We start from the raw sequence: 25,174 nt of genomic DNA, 5'->3' as shown, positions 1-25,174 counted from the left end.
GCAACGCTTAGCGTTGCTCTTCTCAGCATATTTCAATATTTTTTATGCTTCTATAGTGCGTGTTAGCAATACGGGAACTGTGGCATTAACACGCACATAGTCAGATACTGATGAGCCTAACAAGCGATCGAGGTCAGGTAAACTACGGGCGATCGAGGGGCGGCGATCGGGTGAGCCAATCATCAGCAGACTAGCGTTAGACTCATCGGCTAGTTTACAGATTTCTTTGCCCACATCACCAGAACTGATGAAGGAGCGAGATGGAATATTCATCCGTTTCAGTTTAGCGGCAGTCTCCACCAGTACTGGATCGGTGTTAGCATTGGCATCTTCCTTGCGCTTGACTACCCTTGCTAAGAAAATCTCTACATCCTTTGCGCCACTAACAAGTTTAATCGCTAGATCAAGGCAATTATTGGCTGAGGCAGAGCCATCTACGGAAACCATAACGCTGCGAATAGTTTTGATGTATACGTCATCTTTAATCAGTAACATGGGTGCGTCAGATAATTGAAAAACATACTGACTGACCGAGTTTGCCAAAATTGCTTGCAATCGTCCCATCCCGCGAGATCCCATGATCAATAAGTCGGGCTTAAGATCTTCGGCTACTTTGCAGACAACATCTTTAGGCTCACCTTCTTTGAGCATTGATACGGTGGTATTACCTGAAGACAAGCGCAAATTTTTGACTTCTCTTTCGACAATCTTTTCACCCGCAAGACGATATTCCGTAACCGCTTCCGAGTTAGTGGAGTTGGGGATGACATGTAGTACATTAATTTGTAAACTCTGCATACTAGGCAGGGCTAGTAGCATGTTCATCATTTCGCGCGATCGCCCCGAACCATCGACGGCTAATAAAACTTGTTGGAACATAATTTTGGATCTTTAAAAATTTGCTATATCTTGAGTAAAGCTTAATTACAAGGCGATCGCTGCAAAACGTTGAGATTCTTAAAAATTAAATATTTAATCCTCCGTGCCTATACTTAGCTATAACCATCCTTGAGTTAGCTACTCCTATTAGCGATTAATGGAAGTTGGGCAATAACAGGTTTCATTAAAGTCAATTCGACGAACGCGCAAAATGGTAAAAATCGCAGAGCGATTTTTACCATTTTGCGCCATTTGTGCCGCGCTTCGCGCGGAACAAATGGCTATATCGAATTCACATTTAATTAAAATACAACTAGGAAGCGGGGGGATTGGATTTGAATCTAATTTACATAAGAAAGATGGGTTAACCTTGTAATCGAGTTGGGAATCTCGTTGATACGGTTCTTGTTAAAAAGTTCAAGGAATTGGAGATGGGTTAACCTTGTAATCGATTCGGGAATCTCGCTGAGCCCATTGGCGCAAAGGTCAAGGTATTGGAGATGGGCTAACCTTGAAATCGAGTCAGGAATCTTGCTGAGATGGTTGAATCTAAGGTAAAGGTATTGGAGGTTGGTTAACCTTGTAATCGAGTCGGGAATCTCGCTGAGACGGTTGAAACTAAGGTCAAGGAATTGGAGATTGGTTAACCTTGTAATCGAGTCGGGAATCTCGCTGATATAGTTGTATTTACGGTCGGAGCTAAGAACAAGGTGTTGGAGATTGGTTAATCTTGTAATCGAGTCGGGAATCTTGCCGAGACGATGATTACTAAGGTAAAGGTATTGGAGATTGGTTAACCTTGTAATCGAGTCGGGAATCTCGCTGAGACGGTTGTAGTTAAGGGAAAGGTGTTGGAGATTGGTTAACCTTGTAATCGAGTCGGGAATCTCGCTGATACTGTTGGAGTTAAGGGAAAGGTGTTGGAGATTGGTTAACCTTGTAATCGAGTCGGGAATCTCGCTGAGACCGTTGGAGCTAAGGTCAAGGTATTGGAGATTGGTTAACCTTGTAATCGAGTCGGGAATCTCGCTGAGACCGTTGGAGCTAAGGTCAAGGTATTGGAGATTGGTTAACCTTGTAATCGAGTCGGGAATCTCGCTGAGACCGTTGGAGCTAAGGTCAAGGTATTGGAGATTGGTTAACCTTGTAATCGAGTCGGGAATCTCGCTGAGACTGTTGTTTTTACGGTTGGAGCTAAGACCAAGGTATTGAAGATTGGTTAACCTTGTAATCGAGTCGGGAATCTTGCCGAGACGATGATTACTAAGGTAAAGGTATTGGAGATTGGTTAACCTTGTAATCGAGTCGGGAATCTCGGTGATACTGTTGTAGCTAAGGTCAAGGGATTGGAGATTGGTTAACCTTGTAATCGAGTCGGGAATCTCGCCGAGACGATGACTGATAAGGTAAAGGTGTTGGAGATTGGTTAACCTTGCAATCGATTCGGGAATTTCGCTGATACTGTTGTAGCTAAGGTTAAGGGAATGGAGATTGGTTAACCTTGTAATCGAGTCGGGAATCTCTCTGAGATGGTTGTAGCTAAGGTCAAGGGATTGGAGATTGGTTAACCTTGTAATCGAGTCGGGAATCTCTCTGAGACCGTTGTAGCTAAGGTCAAGGGATTGGAGATTGGTTAACCTTGTAATCGAGTCGGGAATCTCTCTGAGACCGTTGTTGAGACTGTTGTAGCGGTGACTGTCGTAGCTAAGGTCAAGGGATTGGTAATTGGTTAACTCTGTAAGAAAGTCGGGAATCCTGCTGATACTGTTGTACTTATTGTTGTAGCTAAGGTTAAGGGAATGGAGATTGGTTAACCTTGTAATCGAGTCAGGAATCTCGCTGAGACTGTTATAGCTAAGGTTAAGGGAATGGAGATTGGTTAACCTTGTAATCGAGTCGGGGATCTCGCTGAGATGGTTATAGCTAAGGTTAAGGGAATGGAGATTGGTTAACCTTGTAATCGAGTCGGGAATCTCGCTGAGACTGTTATAGCTAAGGTTAAGGGAATGGAGATTGGTTAACCTTGTAATCGAGTCGGGGATCTCGCTGAGACTGTTATAGCTAAGGTTAAGGGATTGGAGATTGGTTAACCTTGTAATCGAGTCGGGAATCTCGCTGAGACTGTTGTTGCTAAGGTTAAGGGATTGGAGATTGGTTAATTCTGCAATTTCAGGTGGTAAGGTCTTGAGGAGATTGCCAAAATTTTTATATTCTGTTGTCCAACCATCGTAAATATTGTAATATTTTCTCTCAGTAATTTTTCCTAAAATCAACCTCTGCAAACTTTTGCACTTAGCAATTGTCGCTGGCAATACCTCAATCCCCTTTCCCGCCAGATCGAGTTCTTCCCACTCCTCCCGCGCCGCCCGTTCAATAAGTTCTTCTAATTCTGATTGCAACATAATTTCAAGGAAAAAGTAAAAGGGTAAAAGGAAAAAATTGGATTGGGGTTGGGGCGATGCTTAGTTAGAGCTAGGTTTCATCAATTTTAGAGAGTAAATTTTGCACCGCAGTTTCTAAAGCAGGTAGCTTATCAGAAACAACAACCCAAACAATATCTAAATCAATCTCAAAATAATTATGCGCCAAAATATTCCGCATTCCAATAATTTCTTTCCAAGGCACATCGGGAGCCGCCTTTCTCGCTTAATCTGACAAAGTACGAGCCGCCTCACCAACAATTTCTAGATGGCGCACATACCAAGTCTGAATCAACTCACTTTCTTCAAAGGCATCTCTACCAAGTCCCACATACTTATTGATTCGAGCGATCGCCTCAAGCATATCTCTTAACTTTTCATTATCTTCCCTCATAGCACCACAGCCTCCCGCAAAACGCGATCCCTAATCCTTTGCCTTAAACCCTTTTCCGTCACCACATCCACCCGACAACCCAAAAGTTCCTGCAAATCCATCAACAATCCTCCTAAATCCAATAAATTCCGCCCCATTTCTAAATCCACCAAAAAATCCACATCACTATCCAAATCTGCCTCCCCCCTAGCCACTGAGCCAAATACCCGCACATTGTAAGCTCCATACTGTGCAGCCAAATTCACAATTGCTAAACGATAATCATCACGTAAGGCTTTTAAACTCATAGTAATTATCTTTGCTTGTGCTAGTTAATCGAGAGTAACTTCTTTGAGGGGCAACTACGGGGGGGATAACCCCTACCCCAATAATTTAGATTTTGTAGGGGCAGGTTTAGTTGATAATTCTGAACTGAATGCAGGATCTATCTGCAAAACCTGCCCCTACTTTAGAAACTTCCACGTAATGTCAGTATAAAGTAAAAATTGATGTTTAGAGAGTGACTATTTGATTGGTGGTAGCTGACTTTTCGGCAGCATTAGCAACCGCAAGGGAATGCAAAATACTCTCATGATTAGTGTAAAGTGGCGTACCCGTAAACAGATGCGAGAGAACATTTTCGGTATCCTTCTTAAATAAACCTCGCGTTGTTCCTGCATCAAGTTCCATTTCTCCATCCGCTGTAACTAATTTCCCCTTGTCACCAGAAAAAATTAGCGCTCCTTGACTACCCTGCAACTCCATAATTCTCTCTGGTTGCCAAAAGTCTTCACCTTTACTATAGCTAACATCAGCTAGAACTCCATTCTCAAATTGAAGTTGGGCATTGCAGACACAGGAAGTAAAATGATGTGGTAGATGATCACCCCTATAGCGCAACTGACAAGATACAGCCCTCACCTTCCCAAACAGAACAATTATTCGATTCAGCCGTGAAACTGCTGCGGTTAGAGGAAATCCAAACAAATCTGGCTTGTATGTCCATTTGTCTGGGACAGGACGCTGTGGACTTTTGGTGGAATATCGAGCATAAAAAGGCTTACCAACTTTAGCTAGATGCTCCATTACTAGTTGATGCACACCGCCCAATAGTTCAATATGTTCGACATGGAGCATTAAATTTTGCTGCTGGGCAAGTTTTACTAACTCCTCACCTTCTGCCAGATTAAAAGAAAGCGGATATTCGACAATCACATGCTTGCCCGATCGCAGAGCTTGTCCCACTACAGCCCCATGATCGCGATTGACATTACAGATTACAACTAAGTCAATATCAGGACGCACAACTAGTTCTGACCAATATTGATGCACATTGGGAATTGCAAGTTCTTGGGCGATCGCCTTTGTTTTTTCGGGATTACCTGCGATCGCCACCAGCGTCATACGTGGATCTTGACTGAGGATTTCAGCCCGTAATTTGGCAACAAAGCCAGACCCAACAATACCAACTCGCAAAGGTTGATGAGAGATCGCGTAACTAGTCATGATTTGGAAGTTCTCTGATTATGTAAATACATAATAAAGGCGGCGTGATGTACCGCTTTTATTTTTTTCACTTTATAAAAAAAGGCGGCGCATTGCGCCGCCTTTTTACTTGAGGCGATGCAGTTTAGACGGTGGCAATAGTTTGCGTTCTGGGGCAACTTTTTGCCTTGGCGATCGCACATAAAAGATTTTGCGTCCTGTCGTCTCATTTACCCAACGGGCAAAGCGACTCCACACTTTTTCAGATAAGTATTTCTGAGCAACGATCGCTAGACCAATAACGACAGCGATCGGAAATACTGAATCAAAGGGATTACCATCGCGGCTACCCACAAATAGCAGCACAACTGCGGAAATCATTGCAGAGATCAGTAAAAATTGAAATTTAGACATATATTTCCTGAATTATGCGTTTATTGGGGATTGGCTTTTAGCTTTTAGCCGTTAGCTTTTAGCTGTTAAATGTACTTGAGAAACCATTTAAGAATTGTAGTTTTTGCCCCCCTAGCCCCCCAATTCTGGGGGGAACTAGAACCATATTTAAGTCCCCCAGAATTGGGGGATTTAGGGGGCTAGATACCTAGAACTTTAAACGAAATTAAGTATCGAAATGGGTTCTGAGCTAACAGCTAACAGCTAATTGCTAACAGCTAATTCTAACGAGTTTTAAACGTTGTACCATCTTTAGCGATCGCTAGGCATTTAGTTATAGCCGTAACACCAATTGATTGCCATGCTTGTTGCATAGCTTGGGCGACTGACTCTATTGTACCCATTGGGGCTAAAGAAAGTAGTGTTGGACCTGCGCCACTGATTACTGTGCCATAGGCTCCTGCCGCGATCGCGGCTTCCTGCACATCTGCCATACCTGTTATCAAACTTTGGCGATAGGGTTGATGTAAGTGATCCTGTAGTCCCGCCTTGATCCAACTAGTTTTCCCTGTTTGTATTCCGTGTGTTAACAATGCTAAATGGGAAGCATTAAAAACTGCGTCATGCATAGAAAATTGTTTTGGTAAGACCTTGCGTGCTTCGGCGGTCGATAACTCAAAGTCAGGTATAGCAACGGCGATCGCTACATCTTGATGCCATTGCAAATCACAAAATTCCCATCCCCCCGCTTGATTGGAAGCCATCAGTTGACATCCGCCCAACATTGCAGGAGCCACGTTATCAGGATGTCCTTCCATCGCGATCGCAAGATCTAATAAAGCCATGCGATCAAGGGGCGATCCTGCTAACAGATTCGCGCCAAAAATACCGCCTACAATCGCGGTTGCCGAACTGCCCAACCCTCGCGATAGTGGAATGGCTGTATCTGTATGAAAGGCGATCGCTGGAATGGGGCGATCAATATGCTGATAAAACTTAGCTATGCTTTGATATACAAGGTTAGTTTCGTCGCGTTCCACCTTGTCTGCGCCTTCACCTGATGCTGTAATGGTTAAGCGATCGGCGAGGGAAAATTCAAAACGGTTATAGAGCGATAGGGCTGCCCCAAGGCAATCAAATCCGGGACCAATATTAGCAGTGGTGGCGGGAACGGAAACTTCAAAAATGGTCATGTTGAACAACTAGAATATGTGGAGCAATTTTTTGTGGTTCGGCTAAGCCTAACCACAAAAAATTGCTCTTTATTTTAAGAATGCATCAATTTTAGTAGCTTCTTGCAAACTCCGCTTGATGCAATCACCTAAAGCCACACCGCCAATAAAGTTGGCACTGATATACAAGCCTTGAGATGTTTGTAATTCTTTTTCTACCGTCGCAAGGCGATCTAAATGTCCCAGCTCGTATTGAGGAATTGCTTTATCCCAAACATGGACTGCGATCGCCTTCGGTTCGGCTTTTGTATCAGGACGCAGGATGGTTTTCTTAAGATCTTGATGAACAGCGGTAATGATTTCAGGTTCTGAAAGCTTAGCTAAAGCAGGATCGAGCGTACCACCGATAAAGTTTAATAACAGTTGCCAACCTTCAGGGGCTCGTCCTGCAAATAGACTGGAAGACCAGATTGTGCCTAGGGTTCTCACTCCCTGCGTGCGCGGAATGAGATTGCCAAAGCCTTTCATGTCACAGACAAATTCGCTCCTAGGGTAAGCAAGCACCACGCAAGCTACAGTTGGATAAAAAATCTCGTTTAAGGCTTGGCTAGCTGCTGGTAAATAGTCTTGCAATAGTTTGGCAGTGACATAGGCGGGAGTACTGAGTACTACCGATCGCGATCGCACCGTTTCTTCACCCGTGGGCGTATCAAACTTAGAAATATAGATTTCATCTTGCTTTTCTAGCGATCGCAAAGTCCATTGCTGCTTGACGGCTGTACCTTGATCTCGCAATTTCGTGGCGATCTCCTCAGGCAACATCTTAATCCCCTGCCGAAATGAACCCAATTCACCAGCTTTAACTTTAGGGATATTGGGATCATTCAGCTTTTGGGCTTTACGTTCCTTTGCCGAAAGGATTGCACCTGCGAGCAAACCGTTATAGCTATTCTCTAAGCGAAAAATTTTAGAAAAAGCTGCCTTAGCACTGAGTCGTTTGGGATCTCCTGCATATACACCTGAGATAAACGGGGCAACTAATCTTTCAACCGCTTGTTTACCCAATAGGCGCGAAAAGAATTGATCAACGGATTCTTCGCCAGCCATAGCGGGACGCGCAAAGCCGATCGCACCTAAAGCCAGACGAATTTTGCCGCCCCAAGTCAAAATTTTGGAGGTGATCGCTGTTGGTGGACTCATGGGTAAAGCGTTTAACTTGCCATTGAGAAAGACAAAACGGGGCAATTTGCCATCAGCTAATACCAATTCGTCCTTTAGTCCCACTTGCACTGCTAGACGCAATAGCTCAGGTGCAGGCTGAAAACTATTTGGACCCTCTTCCCATAGATAACCTTCATTATTTTTAGCGCTAGTGATCGCACCACCCACCCGATCCTGTGCTTCTGCAACCAAGACGCGATATTTTTTGGTTATCGCTAGTTCATGGGCGATCGTTAGCCCTGATATTCCTGCGCCAACGACAAGAACATCTAAGGGTTGATTGGTGGTTTCAGAGGAGGGTGTTAGGGACATAGCTAAAAGGACTTAAAGGCAATGAGCAATTTTCAGTCTAGTACAACAAAGATCCTATAGCTCAGTACAAGCTTTATTTAAAGCTACATCAAGTTATAAAAATTGGTTTTTTAGAAGCCAGCCTATGGCTGGCTTCTAAAAAACCAATTTTGGTGATTCCAGTGCCAAAGGCACTGGAATCACCAAAATTGGTTTCACAACATGAATTATTGCTTTACTGAGTTTTATGCTGCACCTATAGCGCTGCACGACCTGTTTATACAGAATGCTGAAATAAAGCGTTCAAATACACTTTGGCAGTACTGCGATAGCTATGGGATGCATTGTGAGATGTGCCGTGGCGATCGCTACCACCGTTTTGCAACAAAAACAAAGACAAAGCGGCAGCAAATACACGATCCTGATCCCAGTCAGGATGTGACTCTAGGTAACTTTTGAGGGTTTCGTGCAATTCTTCAGGAATCTCTGCCAATATACTGACGGTCGTACTCATGCTGAAACCTCAACTCTTAAACAAGTTTGATAGAAGTGGCGCAACCATTTTTCAGAGGTCGGGCTTTAATTGTGCGTGCAACTAGCTGTTCTTGTCAACGTAACGAAGTGTTAAGTGTTGATGATAAATGAATGAAACTAGTTTGATGTAATCAGCATTTTCAAGCGATTTAGTTTACTTATCTTAATAATAGAGGGGTTTCAAAAGTTTTCCCAAGTGAAATGCTCATTCTATTAACGAATCCTTAACCCGTAAGGCGGCAGTATTTTTGTCTTAAAAAGCACCTGTGGAAAACTAATAGTTATCTGTGGAAAAAGCCACAATATCTGTGGAAAAGTCTGTGGAAAACTTTTGAGGATCTAAGTTGAAAATTATTTTTTTCTTAATATTTATGGTGATTTCTAAATCAGCAAAAAACGACACTTTACGTTAATTTACGTTTTTGTATTGCTAATGACTCAGCCAATTTTCGGGAACTACGATCAATGTTGTGCCTTGCCGCCTCAGAATAATGACTTTTTGTTGAGCCGCGATCGCGATTTGAGGATTATCACATTTTGCTTTCCAAGAACCGCCTTCATAATGGACTCTTCCCGTTTCTCCTGCGGGGATTTCCGTAAGCGTAACCCCTTCACTCGATTCTTTTAGTTGATGTGAATCCTTGGGAATAAACCGCCGTGAAGCCACTGCTAACATTGCCGAGATCAGCATCCAAGCAAGGATTTGCAAGGCAGGAATCGGCAAAATCAGCGCAATCAAACCTACTAGTAACGCAGCTACACCCATTGCCCCAGCAATCAAAAAGGTTGGCAATGGCACTAGTAACTCAATAATGCAAAGGGCAATACCGATCAGTAGCCAGACTTGACTAGGTAGTAAATTCATTGCACACCTGATTTATCAGAATTATCCCAAAACACAGCTTTTGTAGCGCAACGAAGTTGCGCTACAAAAGCTGTGTTTTATTTTACTTTCTTCCTACCACAGGAGTTATACCAATTCACGAAAGTGTGGCAACACTTTTGCGAATTAAAAACCAAACCCAGTAAGGGTTTTTAAAACTCGAAATGGCTACGCCATTTTGAGTTTTGGTATTAGACCTCTTGCAGAACCAAAAACATGTTAGATTTATAAGCTTTTTATCAGATCTCAAATTAAGCGATGAAATACGAAGCCAGTCAAAATCTATCAGCGACAGAATTTAAACGGTTATTTGGGGTAAGAAGAGAAACATTTGCGCAAATGACGGAGCTAATGCAACAAGCAGCCCAAAGCAAAGGACAAGGTGGTGTAGAACCAAAGCTAAGTCTAGAAGACCAAATATTGGTTACTTTGCAGTATTGGCGTGAATATCGCACCTATTTTCATATTGCTAGCGACTGGGAAGTGTCAGAATCGACGATTTGCCGCATCGTCAAAAAAGTAGAAAATGTCTTAATTAAATCGAAAAAGTTTCGGTTAGCAGGAAAAAAGTCATTGTGGCAGGAGAAGGCTCCAGCCATAATTGCCATTGATGTAACTGAGACAAAGGTTGAGCGCCCTAAATATCACCAGAAACATTTTTATAGCGGTAAGAAAAAGCATCATGCCCTCAAAGCCCAATTGGTGGTCGATCTGACTAATTTCAAGATAGTTTGTACCGCTTACGGTAAGGGCAAGCAGCATGATTTCTCATTATTCAAGGCAAGTGGAGTTCATTTTCACGCACAGACACAAGGTTTGGCAGACAAGGGTTATCAAGGCTTACAAAAGTTGCATCCTAACTCGCAAATTCCTATCAAAAAGCCTCAAAATGGCTCATTATCCAAGGAAGATAAGCGTTGTAATCGCCAACTTGCACGTCAACGTATTGCGATTGAGCATGTTAATCGTCGCTTGAAGATTTTTAAGATTCTCTCTTTACCTTATCGTAATCGTCGTCGTCGTTTTGGTTTGCGTTGTAATTTGATTGCTGCCATTTATAACTTTGAAGTCGCTCTTGTTGCTTCTAAAACTTTCTCTGCTCTGGATTAATTTTCAGTTCTGCAAGAGGTCTATTATAGCTGTAGTCATTTTCAATAGGAAAAGCCAAAACCCAATAAGCGAGGGGCGGCGCTTCATGTCGCCCTTCGCTTATTGGGTTTTGTGTCCTAACAAGAGTGGCTATAGCTAAGTAATACGTAGCTTTACCGCGCACTACTAATTCTCGCCTGTAGCCTCTGTCGCAGGGACTATTTCTGATTTAACAATCGTGCTGTTGGGTTTGGGGCTATTGATTTTTATTTTTTGAGGTTCCAAAGCTTTTTCACGTTTGAAGCGATCGTCTTCAGTGGCAGATTTAATCACTTTATTGCGAGCGACTTCTACGGTTGCTGGTAATTTAGGGCGATCGCCTGCTGTCGGTTCACTAGGGCGTGAATTAGTTGCTGTTGGTGCAATTGAGTCCAAATTTGGCGCATTGGATAGCAAACCACCTAAACCATTAATTAAATTGCGAATATTGTTACGCAGCTTGGGATCTCCTGTTAGTTCATCGAGATCGGCGGTAATTTTTTTAGCATTGGCAAAAGTCGCCCTAGCGGAGTCTAATGTTTCGCGTAATGCGGTGATGGTAGCAGGATCATTGAGTTCTCCCGATACTTTGCGAAGGTTTGCCGAGGTTTCGGCAGCATTTTCCGCGAGTTGCTGTAAATTAGCGATTAACTTGCCATCACTTAATAAAGGTTTCGCACTGGCGAGCAGCGATCTCGCTTCTCTGGAAGTAGCCGCAATCCCATCAAGGGTTTGGGCTAGTTTTTCGCGATTGACTTCAATTAAGTCTTGGGCGCTATTTGCCACATTGCCAACCTTAGTCGCTGCACCACTAATTGCATCAGCAGTATCACCAAATTTCGCAAGCTGATTCTCAAATGTACCAACTACACGATTGGCGGAATCCGTTAGCTTTTGGATGCTTTTAGCCGTTGTTTTGGCAGCAACTAAGGTGTCGTTGAGGTTATCGATTAAATTTTGATCGTTGATTTTGCGTAATGCAGCACTCGAATCCTTAAGTAAGGCGATGAAGCTCACACCACGCACACCTTCAATTTCTCCACCCTGACAAATGATCAGATCAGCATTGCAATCCTTCGCGGTCGGATTCATTTTGGGGTCAATGGCTAATTTATCTTGCGGCGGGAAAATATCAATATTGGTATTGCCCAAAAAACCACTTTGATTAGTTTCGGCAACCGATTGTTTCGGAATAATCAGCCTAGGATTTTCAATACTTACTTGTACATCAACGCCTTCTGTTTGGGCAGTCAGAGCCGTTACCCGTCCCACTTCCACACCACGAAATCGAACCACTGAGCCAGCATTTAGTCCGCTCGCATCAGCTATTTTGATCGTAAACGTAAACTTAGAACTACTGAGTTGTAACCCGCGCAGCCATAGCAATGCGCCCCCAAGAGCCACTACTCCACCAATGATAAATAAGCCAAGCGCACCGTCGCGTAATGTTTTTCGCTGCACGAGCCTTATACCTCCCTAGTCAAAAGTTGAATTGGACCTTCAGTACTGCCACTAAAAAATTGTCTGACATACGGATTGTCGGCAGTATCAATTGTACTCACGTTTCCTGCATAGCGCACCGATCCGCGATAAAGAACGATCAAGCGATCGGCTGTACGGCGGATCGTGCTGTCTTGGTGAGTAACAACAATATAGCTATCACAGACCTGTTGCTCTCGGAGCGATCGCATCAAGTCTTCGATAATCGTCGAAGCCACAGGGTCAAGTCCTGCGGTGGGTTCATCATAGAGCAACACTTTTTTTGTTTGCGTTTTGGCGGTGGGGTCATCCATAATCGCACGGGCAAAACTCACCCGTTTTCGCATCCCGCCTGATAGTTGGCTCGGATAGCGATCGCAAATATTTTCTAAACCCACCATAGCTAGCTTATGTTCAACCAGCCGATAAATCTCGCGGCGTGACAGGCGGGAATGCTCAAATAAAGAGAATCCCACATTTTCGGCAACCGTGAGTGAGTCAAAGAGAGCGGCATTTTGAAATACCATCCCAATACTTAAGCCGTAACCTCCTTCTTGGATATCATCTTCAGAAGAAACAAGGTTGCCATTGATGTATAGCTCACCTTGGTCAGGGGCAAGGAGTCCGCAAATAATGCGTAAGATTGTCGATTTGCCAGTACCAGAGGGGCCAATGATGGCGATCGCTTCACCTGTATGTACAGTGAGATCAACACCATTTAATACAGCATTAGATCCAAAACTTTTATGAATATCACGCAGTTCTAGCAATGGTGTGACCACATTGCTACTATTTTTGGTCAGAGATCGGACTGGCTCCATCGACATGTATTTCTGATTGAAAAATTCGCTCTACCAAAAACTAACATTTTTTCAGAAACTTTTCCTAAAAAAACTCTAAATCAGCAATTTGCATTACAAAGCCCCAAGACAAAAATCTGAACATGCGATCGCCTAAGTCTTAAATCCAAAAGCAAGGGGTGATCGCTATTTTTGTATTGTGTATGCGATCGCCCAAATCTTATAGGACTCAAAAGAGATAATTTGTCTTTCAAATGCCTCTCTATCAAAATGGATACTTACAAATCAAGGAATTTACAAAACTCTTTATTAATAAAAGGACAAGTTTTTTTGATAATTGGGTTGCGACTAAACGTAACGACTCGTAATCTTTTCAAAGATTGTAACGGCATAATATCTGTAATCTTATTATCTTTTAGAAATAGCATTTCAAGATTAGTAAGAAATTGTAAAGGACTCACATCAGAGATTTGATTACGATTGGCACTAAGAGCAACTAAATTTATCATATTTTTAAGAGGGCTAATGTCAGAAACACGATTACCAGTAATACCTAGTTTAGTTAATTTTGTTAGCTTTGTTAATGGCTTAATATCGACGATCTGATTATCGGAAAGAGAAAGACTCTCTAATCTTTCCAGCGATTTGAGTGAGCTGATGTCAGAGATTTTATTATTCTTCAGTGAAAGCCCTCTCAGATTAACTAAGGTACTCAGTGGACTAATATCAGTGATCTGATTATCAGACAAGGAGAGCGATTTTAAATTCATCAATTTTGTATGAGCTATAGCACAGTTAAAAGTACCCGTTCTTTTCAGTAGAAGATTTATCGTATACTGAGTTTCAGGTGTTAAGCCAGCTTTGTCTTTACAAAGATCAAAAAAAGTTTTTTCCGTAGTTGCTTGCATTTGTGCTGTCAAGAGAGAGAAGTTGACACCAAAAACAATACTAAAGACAATACATTTGCGAAGGATTTTAAAATAAGGTTTCATGGATTGAAATAATTTAAATTGATATAGATAGACTAAGTTTTTAAATAAGGGAATGCGAATTTAGATTACCCAAAATCAACTAAAGATAGCTTTTTTTAAATAATAGTTACCAAGGATTACCAGTTAAGCCAAAAGAAGCCCAAAAATAGGGAGATTTGTAACCATTGGGATCTTCGACAGTTAATGCTTCTTTTGTATATGTTGGCAAAGTAAATGTTCCCCCACTTCCAAATTTAGGTATTTTCATTGTCCCTAAACTCTCGTCAAACTTCACACCTTCAGTGTCATGGCAAAATCTTGCGATTTATAACCATACTAATGACCCCAATATTTTTTGTTAAGCATGTTGTCAAACTATACTCTCAGCAAAAAAGCCAAAAACTAGAGACTACACTTAGCGTAGTCTCTAGTTTTTGGCTTTTGAATTACCGTAAGATGTTAATGGCGATCCTAAAGCATTAATATATGAACCTTGGCAAGCGTAATCGTTTCTCCGCTAACAAAATTACCGTCCAATTGCTACGTGAGGGCATTGTCGAGTCAATCCACTCTTGCCAAGCTGCCGTCGTTGATACTAGAGGTCGAATCCTCTCAGCAGCAGGTGATCCCCAGACAACTACCTTTGCCCGTTCTAGCCTCAAACCTATTCAAGCGCTACCCGTCTCGATCACTGGCGCACAGGAGCGGTTTAACCTTTCAGAAACAGATCTTGCCATTATTTGCGGCTCGCACCAAGGGACGATCGCCCAAGCCCGACAAGTTTTTAGCATTCTTTGGCGATGTGATGTAGAGCCAAGCGCTTTACAATGTCCACTCCCAGAATGTCAAAAAAGCCCGCTCCAGCATAATTGTTCTGGAAAGCACGCAGGCATGATTGCTATCTGCAAACAACAAGGGTGGCAGATTTCTTCCTATATGGATCGCCATCATCCTGTACAGCAACTGGCGCTCAATACAATGGCTGATCTCTTACATATGCCTGCTGCTGAATTTATTTGCGCCCATGATGATTGTGGTGTTCCGACCTATTTATTAGAGATTGGGCAATTAGCTCGACTCTACGCTTTGCTATCAGCTCATGATCAATTGCATCTAGAACGTATTACCCGTGCGATGACTAGACATCCTGATATGGTGTCTGGAAATGGACAATTTGACACAGAGCTAATGCGTCTCAGTAATGGAGAAGTTGTCAGTAAGTCTGGTGCAGAAGGAGTGCAATGTATTGGAAGAATTGGCGAAGGATTAGGGTTAGCCATCAAGGTAATGGATGGCTCTAAAAGAGCAAAAAATGCGGTTTCTATTCATTTGTTAAAGCAATTAGGATGGATTAATCCGACAGTTGCTCAAAGTCTCGAAGAATCTTTTCTTTCAGTTGGTAAATATAGTCGCTTAGAAGCTGTTGGTGAGTTGTCACTAGCATAAAAGAGGGTTGAAAGAGGATTTGGGAATCAAACCCCTACATCTTTTGGATCGGTAGGGGCTTGGTCTCCAAGCCCAAGTCTCTGATTTTAATCGATATTACTGAATTACTCTCACTGCATAGCTTTTACGTTTTACAAATGCAAAAATTAGCACTAGAAATGTACAAATTCCTGCTAGATAGAGTGGATAACCATAGGAGCTAGGATTATTTTGATTGACAACTAATCCTGCAATTATTGGTCCAAAACCATTGGATATGCTCAGATAGGAAGAATTGAGACCGAGGATTGTACCTTGTTCTTCAGCGCTAGTATTGAGAGAGAGCAAGGCACTAATCATTGGTTGGACGACGGAGTTCAATAATGAAAATAGAATACATACGGCGACAAAGTAATATACATTTTCCCAAATAGGCATTAAAGCGAAAGAAATGCTACGGATTAATAATCCTAAAAAGAGAATCTGTACTAGTTGTAGACGTTTAGTCATCAGAGAAATGCCCAAGGTCTGCATAATTACGCCTAGGACTCCAAATAGCAAAAACATTAGAGTAAGTGCATCACTATTCTGTTTGATAACTGTCAAAAAGTAAGGTTGAAAAGCAAAGGTAAAGATATTAAATGTTAGTCCTGTAAGGAAATTAATGACTAGTAAGATGCCAATTTTTGGCATAAATAAGCCTTTGATCAAATTCTCTAAGCCAAGATCGAAAATGTTTTGAGCTTTTTGAGCTTTGTTTTTGAGGGTTTCTGGCAGAAGGAAAATTGTGAGGACTAAGGCGATCGCTGCAATTGTTCCTGATACCAAAAAAGAAGCGCCAAAGGATTTTCCTAACGGTGTATTAAGTGCAACTTTTTGGGCAAGTAAACTGATTGCTGGCCCCAGAATAAACCCTAGCCCAAAGGCAGCTCCATTAATTCCAAAAGCTTTAGCACGGTTTTCTGGGCTAGTGACATCGGAGATGACAGCTTGGGCAACGGAAGCATTACCACCTGTGATTCCATCAATAAATCTTGCAAAGAACAAAACTGTGGCACTCCCTGCTGTTCCTGCCATCAGATTGGCAACCACCGTTCCCGCTAAACTGATGATCAATAGAGGCTTGCGTCCAAAGCGGTCTGAGAGTTTACCAATGATTGGGGTCGCAAAAAATTGGGCGATCGCATAAATTGCAAATAGTAAGCTGGTCTGAAAATCATCTAATTTGAACTGTCTACCATATTGGTACAAAACAGGGATCAGAATCGTAAAACTCAGGGAGTTAATAAAAGAAATGAGAGCAATAATCCAAAATTTACGATTCATTCGCTTAGGCGATCGCATATAGTCCTTGTCCATACTACTGCGATATAGCGGTTTACATATTACTGTCCACATGAACTATAGCAATGTAAGTTTTGCTTAGGACATAAAAACCAAAAGATGGGTGGCGGCGCGAAGCGCCGCCACCCATCTTTTGGTTTTTGATTTGTCCTAGCTATCTTTACGTTGCTATACAAGAGAATTTTTGAAAGTTTTGCGAAGCAAAACTTTCAAAAATTCTCTTGGTTTGGGTTTGAGCGCAGAGTGTTGTAAATAAAACTGTAAATAAATTGGCGATCGCTATTGCATTCTTGTAGTACGTGTAGTATAAATGTAGTGCAGCGTAGTTCAAGCGCGTAGAACGCCTAGTCTAATTGCCATTACATGTACTACTCAAGTATTTGTGTAGCAATTAGAAAAGGAGATGCAGCCTCGCAAACTGCTGAATTCCTTTATGCAATGACTTGCCTATTTGGGCTGAAGCATTCAGGGTTATTGCTACCAGATAGGTGCTGCTTGTTCGCAAGTGGCATCTATCCCCAAACCAAAACTCTCAATTTGAATTCTGCCTATGGCAAAATTCAAATTCGATAAAACTCTCAATTTAAATTTTGCTATAGGCAAAATTTAAATTCGATATATTGACGGGTAGCTCAGTGGTAGAGCATTGAAAACATCCTTTTTCGTTCCTTACCTGCAAAGGTCGCAGATTTAGGGTTATCGCCTGAAACGCCAAGTGTCGAGGGTTCGAGTCCCTCTCCGTCAATTGGGAGTTTGATTCTGAGTAATGTTTTGGAGAGATAGTTATGCGATCGCAATCGAAACTTCTCTTTGCCCTAGATTACTGTGTGGCGCTTCGCGCCACACAGTAATTAAAGGGACGAATTGGCTAGGGTTATCGCTTTGGTTGCATCACCTCCATGAGGTGATTGGGTTCAATTCCCATCCCTTCCTAAACTAGATGTTTTGCCTGCGGGTTGCCATCTTTCCTTAACAAAGTAAAAAATCAAAGTTCCAAATCGGTAGTTCTAAAGAATTAATACAGTGTTGCGCGTAGTGTGGCACTGCATTACTCAAAATCGCTACTTCTTTAGCTCTACCCCAATCTTGGGGTGGATAGTTCAACTGGTAGAACGCACTTTTGCCCGAAAGGGACGCAGACTTTAAGGTTATCGCTTTTAACGATTCCCCCCTTTATGTCGCGAGATGTGGGTTCGAGTCCCATTCCACCCCCTCTAAAAGTTTTTAGCTTTTAGCAATTAGGAAGAACTGATTTTTTGTAGCGCGGCAAAGCCGCACTACAAAAAATCACAAAACCCTTAGCTTTTAGCAATTAGCTTTTAGATGTTCACATTTTCGGCAGGTGGCGAAAATTGGTAGACGCAGTTGATTTAATGCCTTTATGGGAACCCTTGTCTGTAAAGACCGAACTGTAGAGGGTTATCTAGGTTCAATCGATCGCAAGATCCTGTAGGTTCGAGTCCTACCCTGCCGATTCCTTCTCTTTGGTCGAGGTGAAGGAAGTTCTCTTTAACTTTCCCTTACGGGACGGAGAATGTCATGTCTTATAAATTCTTATTTCAGAAACCCAAAGGTACTCCTCAAACTCAAGCGATCGCAGGTCGTGAAGCCGAAATGATCCAAGGGCGATCGGGTGGCTTTGCCTTTGATGCGGGTATCTGGCGCATGTTGCGTCGTTGCTTGCTGATTGGTACGGCTCAAAGCACCTACTACGCTGGTAAGCACGAACTGTCTGCCGATTTCATCGATACGGTGCAGAAATGTGTCGCCGAAGATGCCGATCGCGTGGCAAGCGAAATTCTCTATGCTAGCGATGGTCGTGCGGTAAATAACAGCGCTCCCATTCTGGCTCTAGTCTTGCTATCGATGGGTGACAGCCAAGCTGCCAAGCGGAACTTCATGGAAATCTTTCCGCAAGTTGTTCGCACGGGTAGCCACTTCTATGAATGGATGAACTACACCAAGTCCATGCGTGGCTTCGGTAAAGTCATTCGTGAAAGCGGTAAGGCATGGCTCTCCAATCCCGACACCAAGGCGCTAGCCTATCAATTGCTGAAGTACCAACAACGGCAAGGCTTCTCGCACCGTGATGCGCTACGTTTGTTTCACGTTAAGCCTGAAACCGACGACCAACAAGCGCTCTATCAATGGGTGGTCAAGGGTTGGGATGAACTTCCTTCGCAGATCCCATCGGATGCGTTAGCGCAAATCTGGTGGTATGAATGGCTAAAGCGCAATCCTGACAAGACCCATGAAGCGATCGCGAAGGGTAAACTCACCCATGAAATGGCAGCTCCCATCGGACAGATGGATGTGCGTGCATGGCAGTTGCTCTTTAACGAAATGCCTATCGGTGCGCTATTGCGGAACCTTGGCTCCTTGACCGAACTTGGTGTTTTGACTGCAAAAAACAAGGATAACTTGAAGCATGTCGCTAATGTGTTGAATAATCGCGATCGCCTCAAGAAGGGACGCATTCACCCCATTGATGTTTTGAAAGCTCTCAAGACCTATCAGTCTGGTGGTGCACTCGGACGTAGCCAAAAGACTTGGCAACCAATTCCGCGCATTGTCGATATTCTGGAAACTGCTCTGGAAATGTCCTTCGATGCGATCGCGCCTACGGGTGCGACTTTCCTCCATGCGATCGATGTGTCGGGTTCGATGGCTTACTACACCGTTAGTTCCATTGGTTTGACCTGCTGCGAAATTGCGGCAACGATGGCTTTGGCAACGGTGAAGGCGGAAACCAACTATGCGATTCGTGGATTTGCCACCGACTTCCGCGATTTGGGAATCACCAAAAAGGATTCCTTCACATCGGCAATGCAGAAGGCATCAAGCCAAAACTTCGGTGGTACTGATGCATCGGTGGCTTACGACTGGGCGATTAAGAATAAGTTCTATGCGGATGTGTTCTGCTTCTGGACTGATTCCGAATCTTGGGCAGGTCGTCGTCATCCTAGCGAAGCCTTGGCTGAATATCGCCGCAAGGTGAATGCTAATGCGAAGGCAATCTATGTGACTTTGGCTCCCTACAAGCTTTCGCTAGTCGATCCCAAAGATCCGAATTCTTGGGATATGGGAGGTTTCGATCCCGCAATGCCCCGTGCGATCCAAATGGTAGCAATGGGTGAAGTCTAAAAAAAGGAGTCGCTTTGCGACTCCTTTTTTTGTGTTTGGGAATTCCTGCGATGTTTGCAGGCTAGGGCTGGCACGGGGGCGCAGCCCCTACGTCCACACAATTTAAATTTGAATTTCTTATGTAGGGGCAATCCCCCCGTGGTTGCCCCTCTCGGCTAGCAGCAAGAAATCCCTAATCTAGGTTGCGCATAACATCAATTAGGCAACCTCGGCTGGTTCCCTTGTTTCCAAGGAAAGCCCACCTGCACGGATTCCTTCCATTTCCTCTAATACCTGCAAATACCTGCCTGTAATAATTCTCGCGCCACGACGATGGGTGAAATAGTTCCATCCCCATTGAACCATTACAAGGAGTTTATTATCAAATTCAATTAGATAATAAACATGTACAAATGTCCAAATAAACCACGCTAACCAACCCTTCAGACGGATAAACTTAAAGTCCACAACCGCCTCATGGCGACCAATTACAGCAAGACTTCCAAAATCCCAATACTTGAATTTTGCAGGTTCTTTCGCTTGTACCTTCGCTTCGATATGATGCGCGACATATTCACCCTGCTGCATTGCTACAGGCGCAACCCCCGGAAGTGGGCGATCGCCTTGGTGGGGATAGTTCGCTAAGTCACCAATGACATAGACATTAGGAAAATTGGCGATCGACATATCAGGCTGGACAATCACGCGACCAACGCGATCTAGTTCAGCATTCAGTCTCTCTCCTAAGACTTTGCCCATCGGTGAAGCCTTCACACCCGCCGCCCAGAGGATCGTTTGCGCTTGGATTTGCTCAACTTGCTCACCACATTTGAAGGTGACAACATGATCTTCAATATTCGTTACCATCGCACTAGTTTTGACTTCCACGCCAAGCTTCAGCAAGGATTGTTTCGCCGCCTCGGATAGATCGGCATGGTATGGAGGTAATACGCGATCGGTTCCTTCTATCAAGATGATTCGCGCTTTCTTCGTATCAATATTCGTGAATTCATCACTGAGGGTGCGATGGGCAAGTTCTGCTAAGGTTCCCGCAAGTTCTACTCCCGTTGGACCTCCACCAATGACCACGAAGTTCATCAATGCTTCTTTAAACTTAGGATCATGGGTCTTTTCGGCAGCTTCAAAGGCACTCAGGATGCGACGACGCATATTAATCGCATCTTCAATGGTTTTTAATCCAGGGGCTTGCTCTGACCATTGATCGTTACCAAAGTAATGGTGACTAACTCCTGTTGCCACGATCAGCGAGTCATAGCTTATGTCTAAGTGATTTTTTAATTTAACTACCTGCTCTTGAGGATCAATATCTAGCACTTCGCCCATGACGACACTGATATTTTTGTATTCGGCGAGGACTGCCCGCAATGGTGAGGCGATATCGGCGGGGGAGAGGCTGCCTGTGGCGACTTGGTAAAGTAGCGGCTGGAAGAGGTGAAAGTTACGTTTGTCGATGAGGGTGACTTTAAGGGGAACCTTTGATTTGCCTAGCTTTTGGGCGGCATATAGTCCCCCAAAGCCGCCGCCAATAATAACAACATGATGGGGTGCGCTTTCATTTTGAGTACTTAGAGACATGGCAAGTTTTTAAGTTGGGTGTGATGTTTTTGCTGGTGGCATCTTTAAAAAATTATTATATATGTAAATAAAAATATCTTTTTGTATCTTTTTATAAGCAAAGTTAATTTGACAACAGGAGAGTCAGTAATAAAGAACAACAACTTGCCACGGTAAAGCTCAAAAAACCGTGTCAGAATAGTAATAACGTAAAGTACCAAAAAACTATGGTTACTGTACCTTCTCAATACCGTTTGCTAACGGCGGAAGACCTACCCGATTCCGATGAAACGCCTGTGGATAATGAACTCCAAAATGACATTCCCAATATTCTATTGAACCTATTACGAGAGATTTGGAGCGATCGCTCTGATTGGTTTTGGGGTGTGGATATGGGAGTGTATTACGAGCCAAATATTGAGGAGCCAGCCAAGTCTAAGGCGATCGTTCCCGATGGATTTCTCGCTTTGGGCGTACCGAAGCAAACTGGTGAAGGTGGACGTTTGAGCTATGTGGTTTGGCAGGAAAAAGTAATGCCAATTCTGGCTTTAGAAGTTGTTTCTAAAAAATATAATGGTGAATACGACACAAAGTTAGCCAAGTATGCAGAGGTGGGAATTCTCTATTATGTGGTGTACAATTCCACGTCTGGTCGCCGATTGTATAAGGATCATCAATCTTTAGAGGTGTACAAGTTAGTCGATGGCAAATATCAACTTTTACCTACGGTGACGCTTTTAGCAGAAGGCGGAAGAATGGTATGGCTCCCTGAGATTGGTTTGGGAATCGGTTGTGAGCAGGGTATTTATGATGGTTGGCAACGGGAATGGGTCTATTGGTACGATCGCTCTGGGAAGAGATATCTCACAGCTCAAGAAAGTGCGAACCTAGAGCGTCAGGCTAGACTTGAGGCTGAGGCATTATTACAAAAGTATCGCGATCGCTTCGGTGATATCTCTGAATAATCAAGAAAATAATTAAAAAGGGTGATCTCTGAGCACGTAAAGTCGATACATAAGCCTACTTCAAATATAAGCAAGATGATAAATTTAAGATAATTGAATGCTATACTTTAGTATGAATTTTGAATAAATTCCATTTGCGAGAAGGCTAATGAACTCATTTAATCTTCCACTGATTCAGGGAGAATCATCTCCACAATATGGCATTCCAGAAAATATGAATGCGGAAGAAATGCTTTTATATGCAGCATGGCTACATGGAATTAAATTGGATAGTGTTGTCCATCGTTTGGCTATATTTTCTTTTATTCAGTCACATATAGCAAATAAGGGTGATGAATCCTTGCAAACAGTAGTAGAAAAGAGCATTTTTTGGCAAGGAATTGGAGAAGGTTATTACAAACTTACAGTGGCAGGAGACAAAGAAGTAAAGCTTAGATTTGGTGTAAATTTACGTCCTGCTGAGTTCGGCTATGAATACAGCTTCTTGCGACGATATAGAGAAAGAGAGATAAAAATCATCGTTAATGTAATTAGCCGAAAGTTGATGCCTTTTATTGATAACCAAGCCATTACTGGGGTTGAGGCTAATAGAATCTTGAGTAATCTAGGTGTTAATTTGCCGAAAGCTGGCACTTCTCAGCCGCGTAAGGTTTTAAACTGGATTCTTCAAAACAATGATTACATATGGAGTGTGAAATATGCTGACTTACCTAAAGCGAATGATAATGATATAGTGAAAGTAACTTCTCCTGATCATGTGGATGAAAATTTTGATAGCGTAGTACCCGATCCTACTCCTTTTAAGGAAGATGATGATGAACTCGTGTTCCCCGAAGGAAAAGAAGTTTATCGATTACATAGGTCAAAAGAGAGAAATAAGTCTGTAATCAATTTGGCTAAAAAGAGGGCAAAAGACTCTGATCCTCTGCTATGTTGCTCAGTCTGTGATTTCTCTTTTTCTAAAGCTTACGGTGCTATAGGAGAAGATTTTATAGAAGCACATCATACTAAACCTTTGTCGGAAATTACAGAAGAAATAGAAACCAAAGTTGAAGATATAGCACTAGTATGCTCGAATTGTCACAAGATGATTCACCGAAAAAGACCTTGGCTTTCGATATCAGATTTAGAAGCAATTTTGAAGAGCAAGTAATTTTATAGTGCGATCGCCAATTTGTAAGGTGCGTTGAGGAAGGATCGTGATTACCTTGTTGATGATGGGGTGAAGCGATCGCTTAAAATATTTACATAAAGAGTAGCCAACAACTTTATGACCGCAGCACCAACCTTAGCAAAACGATATATCGAGCAACGCGATCGAGGATACTGGATCGAAGGAACCCGTATTTCTCTTGATTCAGTTGTTTATGCTTTTTTGAATGGTAAGTCACCTGAAAGCATTGCCCAAGACTTTCCATTAATCTCACTAGAACAGGTTTATGGAGCGATCGCCTTTTATCTTGGTAGCCGCGAGTTAATTGACGCATATCTCAAGGAAGGTGAAGAAGAATTTGAGAAATTGCAAAAATCCTGTAGACAAAAGAATCCACTTCTGTATCAGAAGTTAAAAACTGCTCAAAAAACAGTTCAGGGGTTTTAATTCTTTCTCAAAAATTGCTAGTTAGTGACGCAATTGATGCGCTTATCCTCGGAAGCATCTACTGCTGAAGAATGGATTAATCAAATAATGTCTATCCCATTCTGAGGAACTAAAAGATTTAGGATGAGTGCGATCGCCAATTTTGTAATGCGATCGCTAGCTATTTCGTATCCTATAGACTGTAGTAATCGCCATATTCAGATTATGTTAAAGTAAACTAATGTGTATCTCGGTATTGCAATGGAAAGTACTCAAACACTTGAGCCATCGGCTAACCCAAATGTAGTTCACTTACCTAAAATCAATGTCCCTGATCATACTCAACTACCAGAGTCTGATGGTACTTTCGTGAAGAATTTTCAAGAACATCCGCAAAGCATTGTTTTAACGAGTTCCATCGAACCAATTTTACAGAAACTACACCCCGATGGACGTTATTGCATTGGTCAAGATAGCGGTATTTACTGGCGGATGACTGAGCCTCCAGAAAAGGGAGCAGAAGCACCTGATTGGTTTTATGTTCCTAATGTGCCACCACTTTTAAATGGAGAGTTTCGACGTTCCTATGTATTGTGGAAAGAATTTGTCGTTCCCTTAATTGCGATTGAGTTTGTATCTGGTAGTGGTAAGGAAGAGAGAGATTATACATCTCCTCACGAAGGTGAAAAAGCAGGAAAGTTCTGGGTTTACGAGCAGGCGATCGGTATTCCGTTTTATGTCATTTTTGAAGCTAGTAAAGCTTTAATCGATGTTTATCACCTCATTGATCGCAAGTATGTAAAAATGCAACCTAATGATCGCGGACATTATTCAATTGCCCCAATGGCAGTAGAGATTGGACTTAAGCAAGAGGCTGGATTATATTGGTTGCGCTGGTGGGACGAGTCAGGTAATTTGCTGCTCACAGGTGACGAACGGGCGATGAAGGCTGAGGCGTTATTACAAAAGTACCGCGATCGCTTCGGTGATATCTCTGAATGATCAAAAAGTGATCGCTGAGCAAGAAAAATTAATTTCGCAACAGGAGCGTCAAAAGAAAGAAAAACTTGCCGCTTATTTGCGATCGCTTGGCATCAATCCTGATGAAATTTGATCTTGCTTGATGTTTTTTGA

General features: G+C 42.7%; 23 protein-coding genes, 3 tRNA genes and 1 pseudogene. 11 read left to right on the top strand and 16 right to left on the bottom strand.

All coding sequences use genetic code 11. The annotated features are described in order from the left end of the window. Nucleotides 1-42: 42 nt before the first annotated feature. The 10 genes and pseudogenes from ABM313_RS07130 to ABM313_RS07085 form a co-directional block, all read right to left on the bottom strand. The gene (locus tag ABM313_RS07130; protein ID WP_434686963.1) at nucleotides 43-879 is read right to left on the bottom strand and encodes a universal stress protein; all 837 of its coding nucleotides are present in this window, start codon (nucleotides 877-879) and stop codon (nucleotides 43-45) included. Between the two features lie 341 nt (nucleotides 880-1,220). Continuing rightward, nucleotides 1,221-3,281 carry a leucine-rich repeat domain-containing protein gene (locus ABM313_RS07125; RefSeq protein ID WP_434686962.1) on the bottom strand — a complete coding sequence of 687 codons (2,061 nt, stop codon included), beginning with the start codon at nucleotides 3,279-3,281 and terminating at the stop codon, nucleotides 1,221-1,223. A gap of 70 nt (nucleotides 3,282-3,351) precedes the next feature. Next, nucleotides 3,352-3,663: pseudogene (locus ABM313_RS07120) on the bottom strand (HepT-like ribonuclease domain-containing protein). Between the two features lie 26 nt (nucleotides 3,664-3,689). Further along, on the bottom strand, nucleotides 3,690-3,980 hold the full coding sequence (locus ABM313_RS07115) for a nucleotidyltransferase family protein (protein ID WP_434686961.1): 291 nt from the start codon (nucleotides 3,978-3,980) through the stop codon (nucleotides 3,690-3,692). A 205-nt stretch (nucleotides 3,981-4,185) separates the two neighbouring features. Then, complete coding sequence (locus ABM313_RS07110) at nucleotides 4,186-5,178, bottom strand: Gfo/Idh/MocA family protein (RefSeq protein ID WP_434686960.1); 993 nt, start codon at nucleotides 5,176-5,178, stop codon at nucleotides 4,186-4,188. Between the two features lie 105 nt (nucleotides 5,179-5,283). Continuing rightward, entirely contained in the window at nucleotides 5,284-5,571 is a 288-nt protein-coding gene (locus ABM313_RS07105; protein ID WP_434686959.1) for a hypothetical protein, read from the bottom strand. 263 nt (nucleotides 5,572-5,834) lie between these two features. Next, nucleotides 5,835-6,743 carry a homoserine kinase gene (gene thrB / locus ABM313_RS07100; protein WP_434686958.1) on the bottom strand — a complete coding sequence of 303 codons (909 nt, stop codon included), beginning with the start codon at nucleotides 6,741-6,743 and terminating at the stop codon, nucleotides 5,835-5,837. A gap of 69 nt (nucleotides 6,744-6,812) precedes the next feature. Next, nucleotides 6,813-8,255 (bottom strand): protoporphyrinogen oxidase, encoded by a 1,443-nt coding sequence (gene hemG, locus ABM313_RS07095; protein ID WP_434686957.1) that lies wholly within the window; start codon nucleotides 8,253-8,255, stop codon nucleotides 6,813-6,815. Between the two features lie 256 nt (nucleotides 8,256-8,511). Further along, nucleotides 8,512-8,748, bottom strand: a complete 237-nt coding sequence (locus tag ABM313_RS07090; RefSeq protein WP_094530675.1) for a DUF2811 domain-containing protein — start codon at nucleotides 8,746-8,748, stop codon at nucleotides 8,512-8,514. Nucleotides 8,749-9,198: 450 nt separating this feature from the next. Next, a complete protein-coding gene (locus ABM313_RS07085; protein WP_434686956.1) occupies nucleotides 9,199-9,633 on the bottom strand; it encodes an NfeD family protein in 435 nt (144 codons plus the stop codon). A 276-nt stretch (nucleotides 9,634-9,909) separates the two neighbouring features. Between ABM313_RS07085 and ABM313_RS07080 the strand changes: the two genes are divergently transcribed. Further along, nucleotides 9,910-10,761, top strand: a complete 852-nt coding sequence (locus tag ABM313_RS07080) for an IS5 family transposase (RefSeq protein ID WP_434684046.1) — start codon at nucleotides 9,910-9,912, stop codon at nucleotides 10,759-10,761. A gap of 165 nt (nucleotides 10,762-10,926) precedes the next feature. Here the strand turns inward: ABM313_RS07080 and ABM313_RS07075 are convergent, their stop codons facing one another. The 4 genes from ABM313_RS07075 to ABM313_RS07060 form a co-directional block, all read right to left on the bottom strand. Further along, nucleotides 10,927-12,240 carry an MlaD family protein gene (locus ABM313_RS07075; RefSeq protein ID WP_434686955.1) on the bottom strand — a complete coding sequence of 438 codons (1,314 nt, stop codon included), beginning with the start codon at nucleotides 12,238-12,240 and terminating at the stop codon, nucleotides 10,927-10,929. 5 nt (nucleotides 12,241-12,245) lie between these two features. Continuing rightward, complete coding sequence (locus ABM313_RS07070) at nucleotides 12,246-13,079, bottom strand: ABC transporter ATP-binding protein (RefSeq protein WP_434688399.1); 834 nt, start codon at nucleotides 13,077-13,079, stop codon at nucleotides 12,246-12,248. Nucleotides 13,080-13,336: 257 nt separating this feature from the next. Then, the gene (locus ABM313_RS07065; RefSeq protein ID WP_434686954.1) at nucleotides 13,337-14,050 is read right to left on the bottom strand and encodes a leucine-rich repeat domain-containing protein; all 714 of its coding nucleotides are present in this window, start codon (nucleotides 14,048-14,050) and stop codon (nucleotides 13,337-13,339) included. A 106-nt stretch (nucleotides 14,051-14,156) separates the two neighbouring features. Next, nucleotides 14,157-14,297, bottom strand: coding sequence for a hypothetical protein (locus ABM313_RS07060; RefSeq protein ID WP_434686953.1), 141 nt, complete (start codon nucleotides 14,295-14,297; stop codon nucleotides 14,157-14,159). Nucleotides 14,298-14,515: 218 nt separating this feature from the next. Between ABM313_RS07060 and ABM313_RS07055 the strand changes: the two genes are divergently transcribed. Next, a complete protein-coding gene (locus ABM313_RS07055) occupies nucleotides 14,516-15,475 on the top strand; it encodes an asparaginase (RefSeq protein WP_434686952.1) in 960 nt (319 codons plus the stop codon). A gap of 96 nt (nucleotides 15,476-15,571) precedes the next feature. Here the strand turns inward: ABM313_RS07055 and ABM313_RS07050 are convergent, their stop codons facing one another. Then, nucleotides 15,572-16,780, bottom strand: a complete 1,209-nt coding sequence (locus ABM313_RS07050; RefSeq protein ID WP_434688397.1) for an MFS transporter — start codon at nucleotides 16,778-16,780, stop codon at nucleotides 15,572-15,574. A 639-nt stretch (nucleotides 16,781-17,419) separates the two neighbouring features. On the opposite strand from ABM313_RS07050, the gene ABM313_RS07045 reads away from it, so the two are divergent. The 4 genes from ABM313_RS07045 to ABM313_RS07030 all read left to right on the top strand — a co-directional run bounded on the left by ABM313_RS07045 (nucleotide 17,420) and on the right by ABM313_RS07030 (nucleotide 19,942). Beyond that, nucleotides 17,420-17,543, top strand: a tRNA-OTHER gene (locus ABM313_RS07045). A gap of 344 nt (nucleotides 17,544-17,887) precedes the next feature. After that, nucleotides 17,888-18,010: transfer RNA gene (locus tag ABM313_RS07040), tRNA-OTHER, on the top strand. A 124-nt stretch (nucleotides 18,011-18,134) separates the two neighbouring features. Next, nucleotides 18,135-18,272 (top strand) — tRNA-OTHER (locus ABM313_RS07035). Between the two features lie 65 nt (nucleotides 18,273-18,337). Continuing rightward, the gene (locus tag ABM313_RS07030) at nucleotides 18,338-19,942 is read left to right on the top strand and encodes a TROVE domain-containing protein (protein ID WP_434686951.1); all 1,605 of its coding nucleotides are present in this window, start codon (nucleotides 18,338-18,340) and stop codon (nucleotides 19,940-19,942) included. 198 nt (nucleotides 19,943-20,140) lie between these two features. Here ABM313_RS07030 and ABM313_RS07025 read toward each other — a convergent pair whose 3' ends face one another. Then, nucleotides 20,141-21,517 (bottom strand): NAD(P)/FAD-dependent oxidoreductase, encoded by a 1,377-nt coding sequence (locus tag ABM313_RS07025; RefSeq protein WP_434686950.1) that lies wholly within the window; start codon nucleotides 21,515-21,517, stop codon nucleotides 20,141-20,143. Nucleotides 21,518-21,723: 206 nt separating this feature from the next. Here ABM313_RS07025 and ABM313_RS07020 point away from each other — a divergent pair, with 206 nt between their 5' ends. The 5 genes from ABM313_RS07020 to ABM313_RS07000 all read left to right on the top strand — a co-directional run bounded on the left by ABM313_RS07020 (nucleotide 21,724) and on the right by ABM313_RS07000 (nucleotide 25,154). Beyond that, nucleotides 21,724-22,461 carry a Uma2 family endonuclease gene (locus ABM313_RS07020; protein ID WP_434686949.1) on the top strand — a complete coding sequence of 246 codons (738 nt, stop codon included), beginning with the start codon at nucleotides 21,724-21,726 and terminating at the stop codon, nucleotides 22,459-22,461. A 148-nt stretch (nucleotides 22,462-22,609) separates the two neighbouring features. Then, nucleotides 22,610-23,614: an HNH endonuclease gene (locus ABM313_RS07015; protein ID WP_434686948.1), complete on the top strand. Its 1,005-nt coding sequence runs from the start codon at nucleotides 22,610-22,612 to the stop codon at nucleotides 23,612-23,614. 117 nt (nucleotides 23,615-23,731) lie between these two features. Continuing rightward, nucleotides 23,732-24,061, top strand: a complete 330-nt coding sequence (locus ABM313_RS07010; RefSeq protein WP_434686947.1) for a DUF433 domain-containing protein — start codon at nucleotides 23,732-23,734, stop codon at nucleotides 24,059-24,061. A 240-nt stretch (nucleotides 24,062-24,301) separates the two neighbouring features. Beyond that, nucleotides 24,302-25,042, top strand: a complete 741-nt coding sequence (locus ABM313_RS07005) for a Uma2 family endonuclease (RefSeq protein ID WP_434686946.1) — start codon at nucleotides 24,302-24,304, stop codon at nucleotides 25,040-25,042. Further along, nucleotides 25,026-25,154 carry a hypothetical protein gene (locus tag ABM313_RS07000; RefSeq protein ID WP_434686945.1) on the top strand — a complete coding sequence of 43 codons (129 nt, stop codon included), beginning with the start codon at nucleotides 25,026-25,028 and terminating at the stop codon, nucleotides 25,152-25,154. The genes ABM313_RS07005 and ABM313_RS07000 overlap by 17 nt, the downstream gene beginning before the upstream one ends. Nucleotides 25,155-25,174 lie beyond the last annotated feature (20 nt).

It is taken from the genome of Pseudanabaena minima str. Chao 2107, assembly GCF_051131155.1.
GTDB classification, from domain to species: Bacteria; Cyanobacteriota; Cyanobacteriia; order Pseudanabaenales; family Pseudanabaenaceae; genus Pseudanabaena; species Pseudanabaena minima.
Note: the sequence above shows the minus strand (reverse complement) of the source record. Positions and strands in the feature narration are given on the sequence as shown.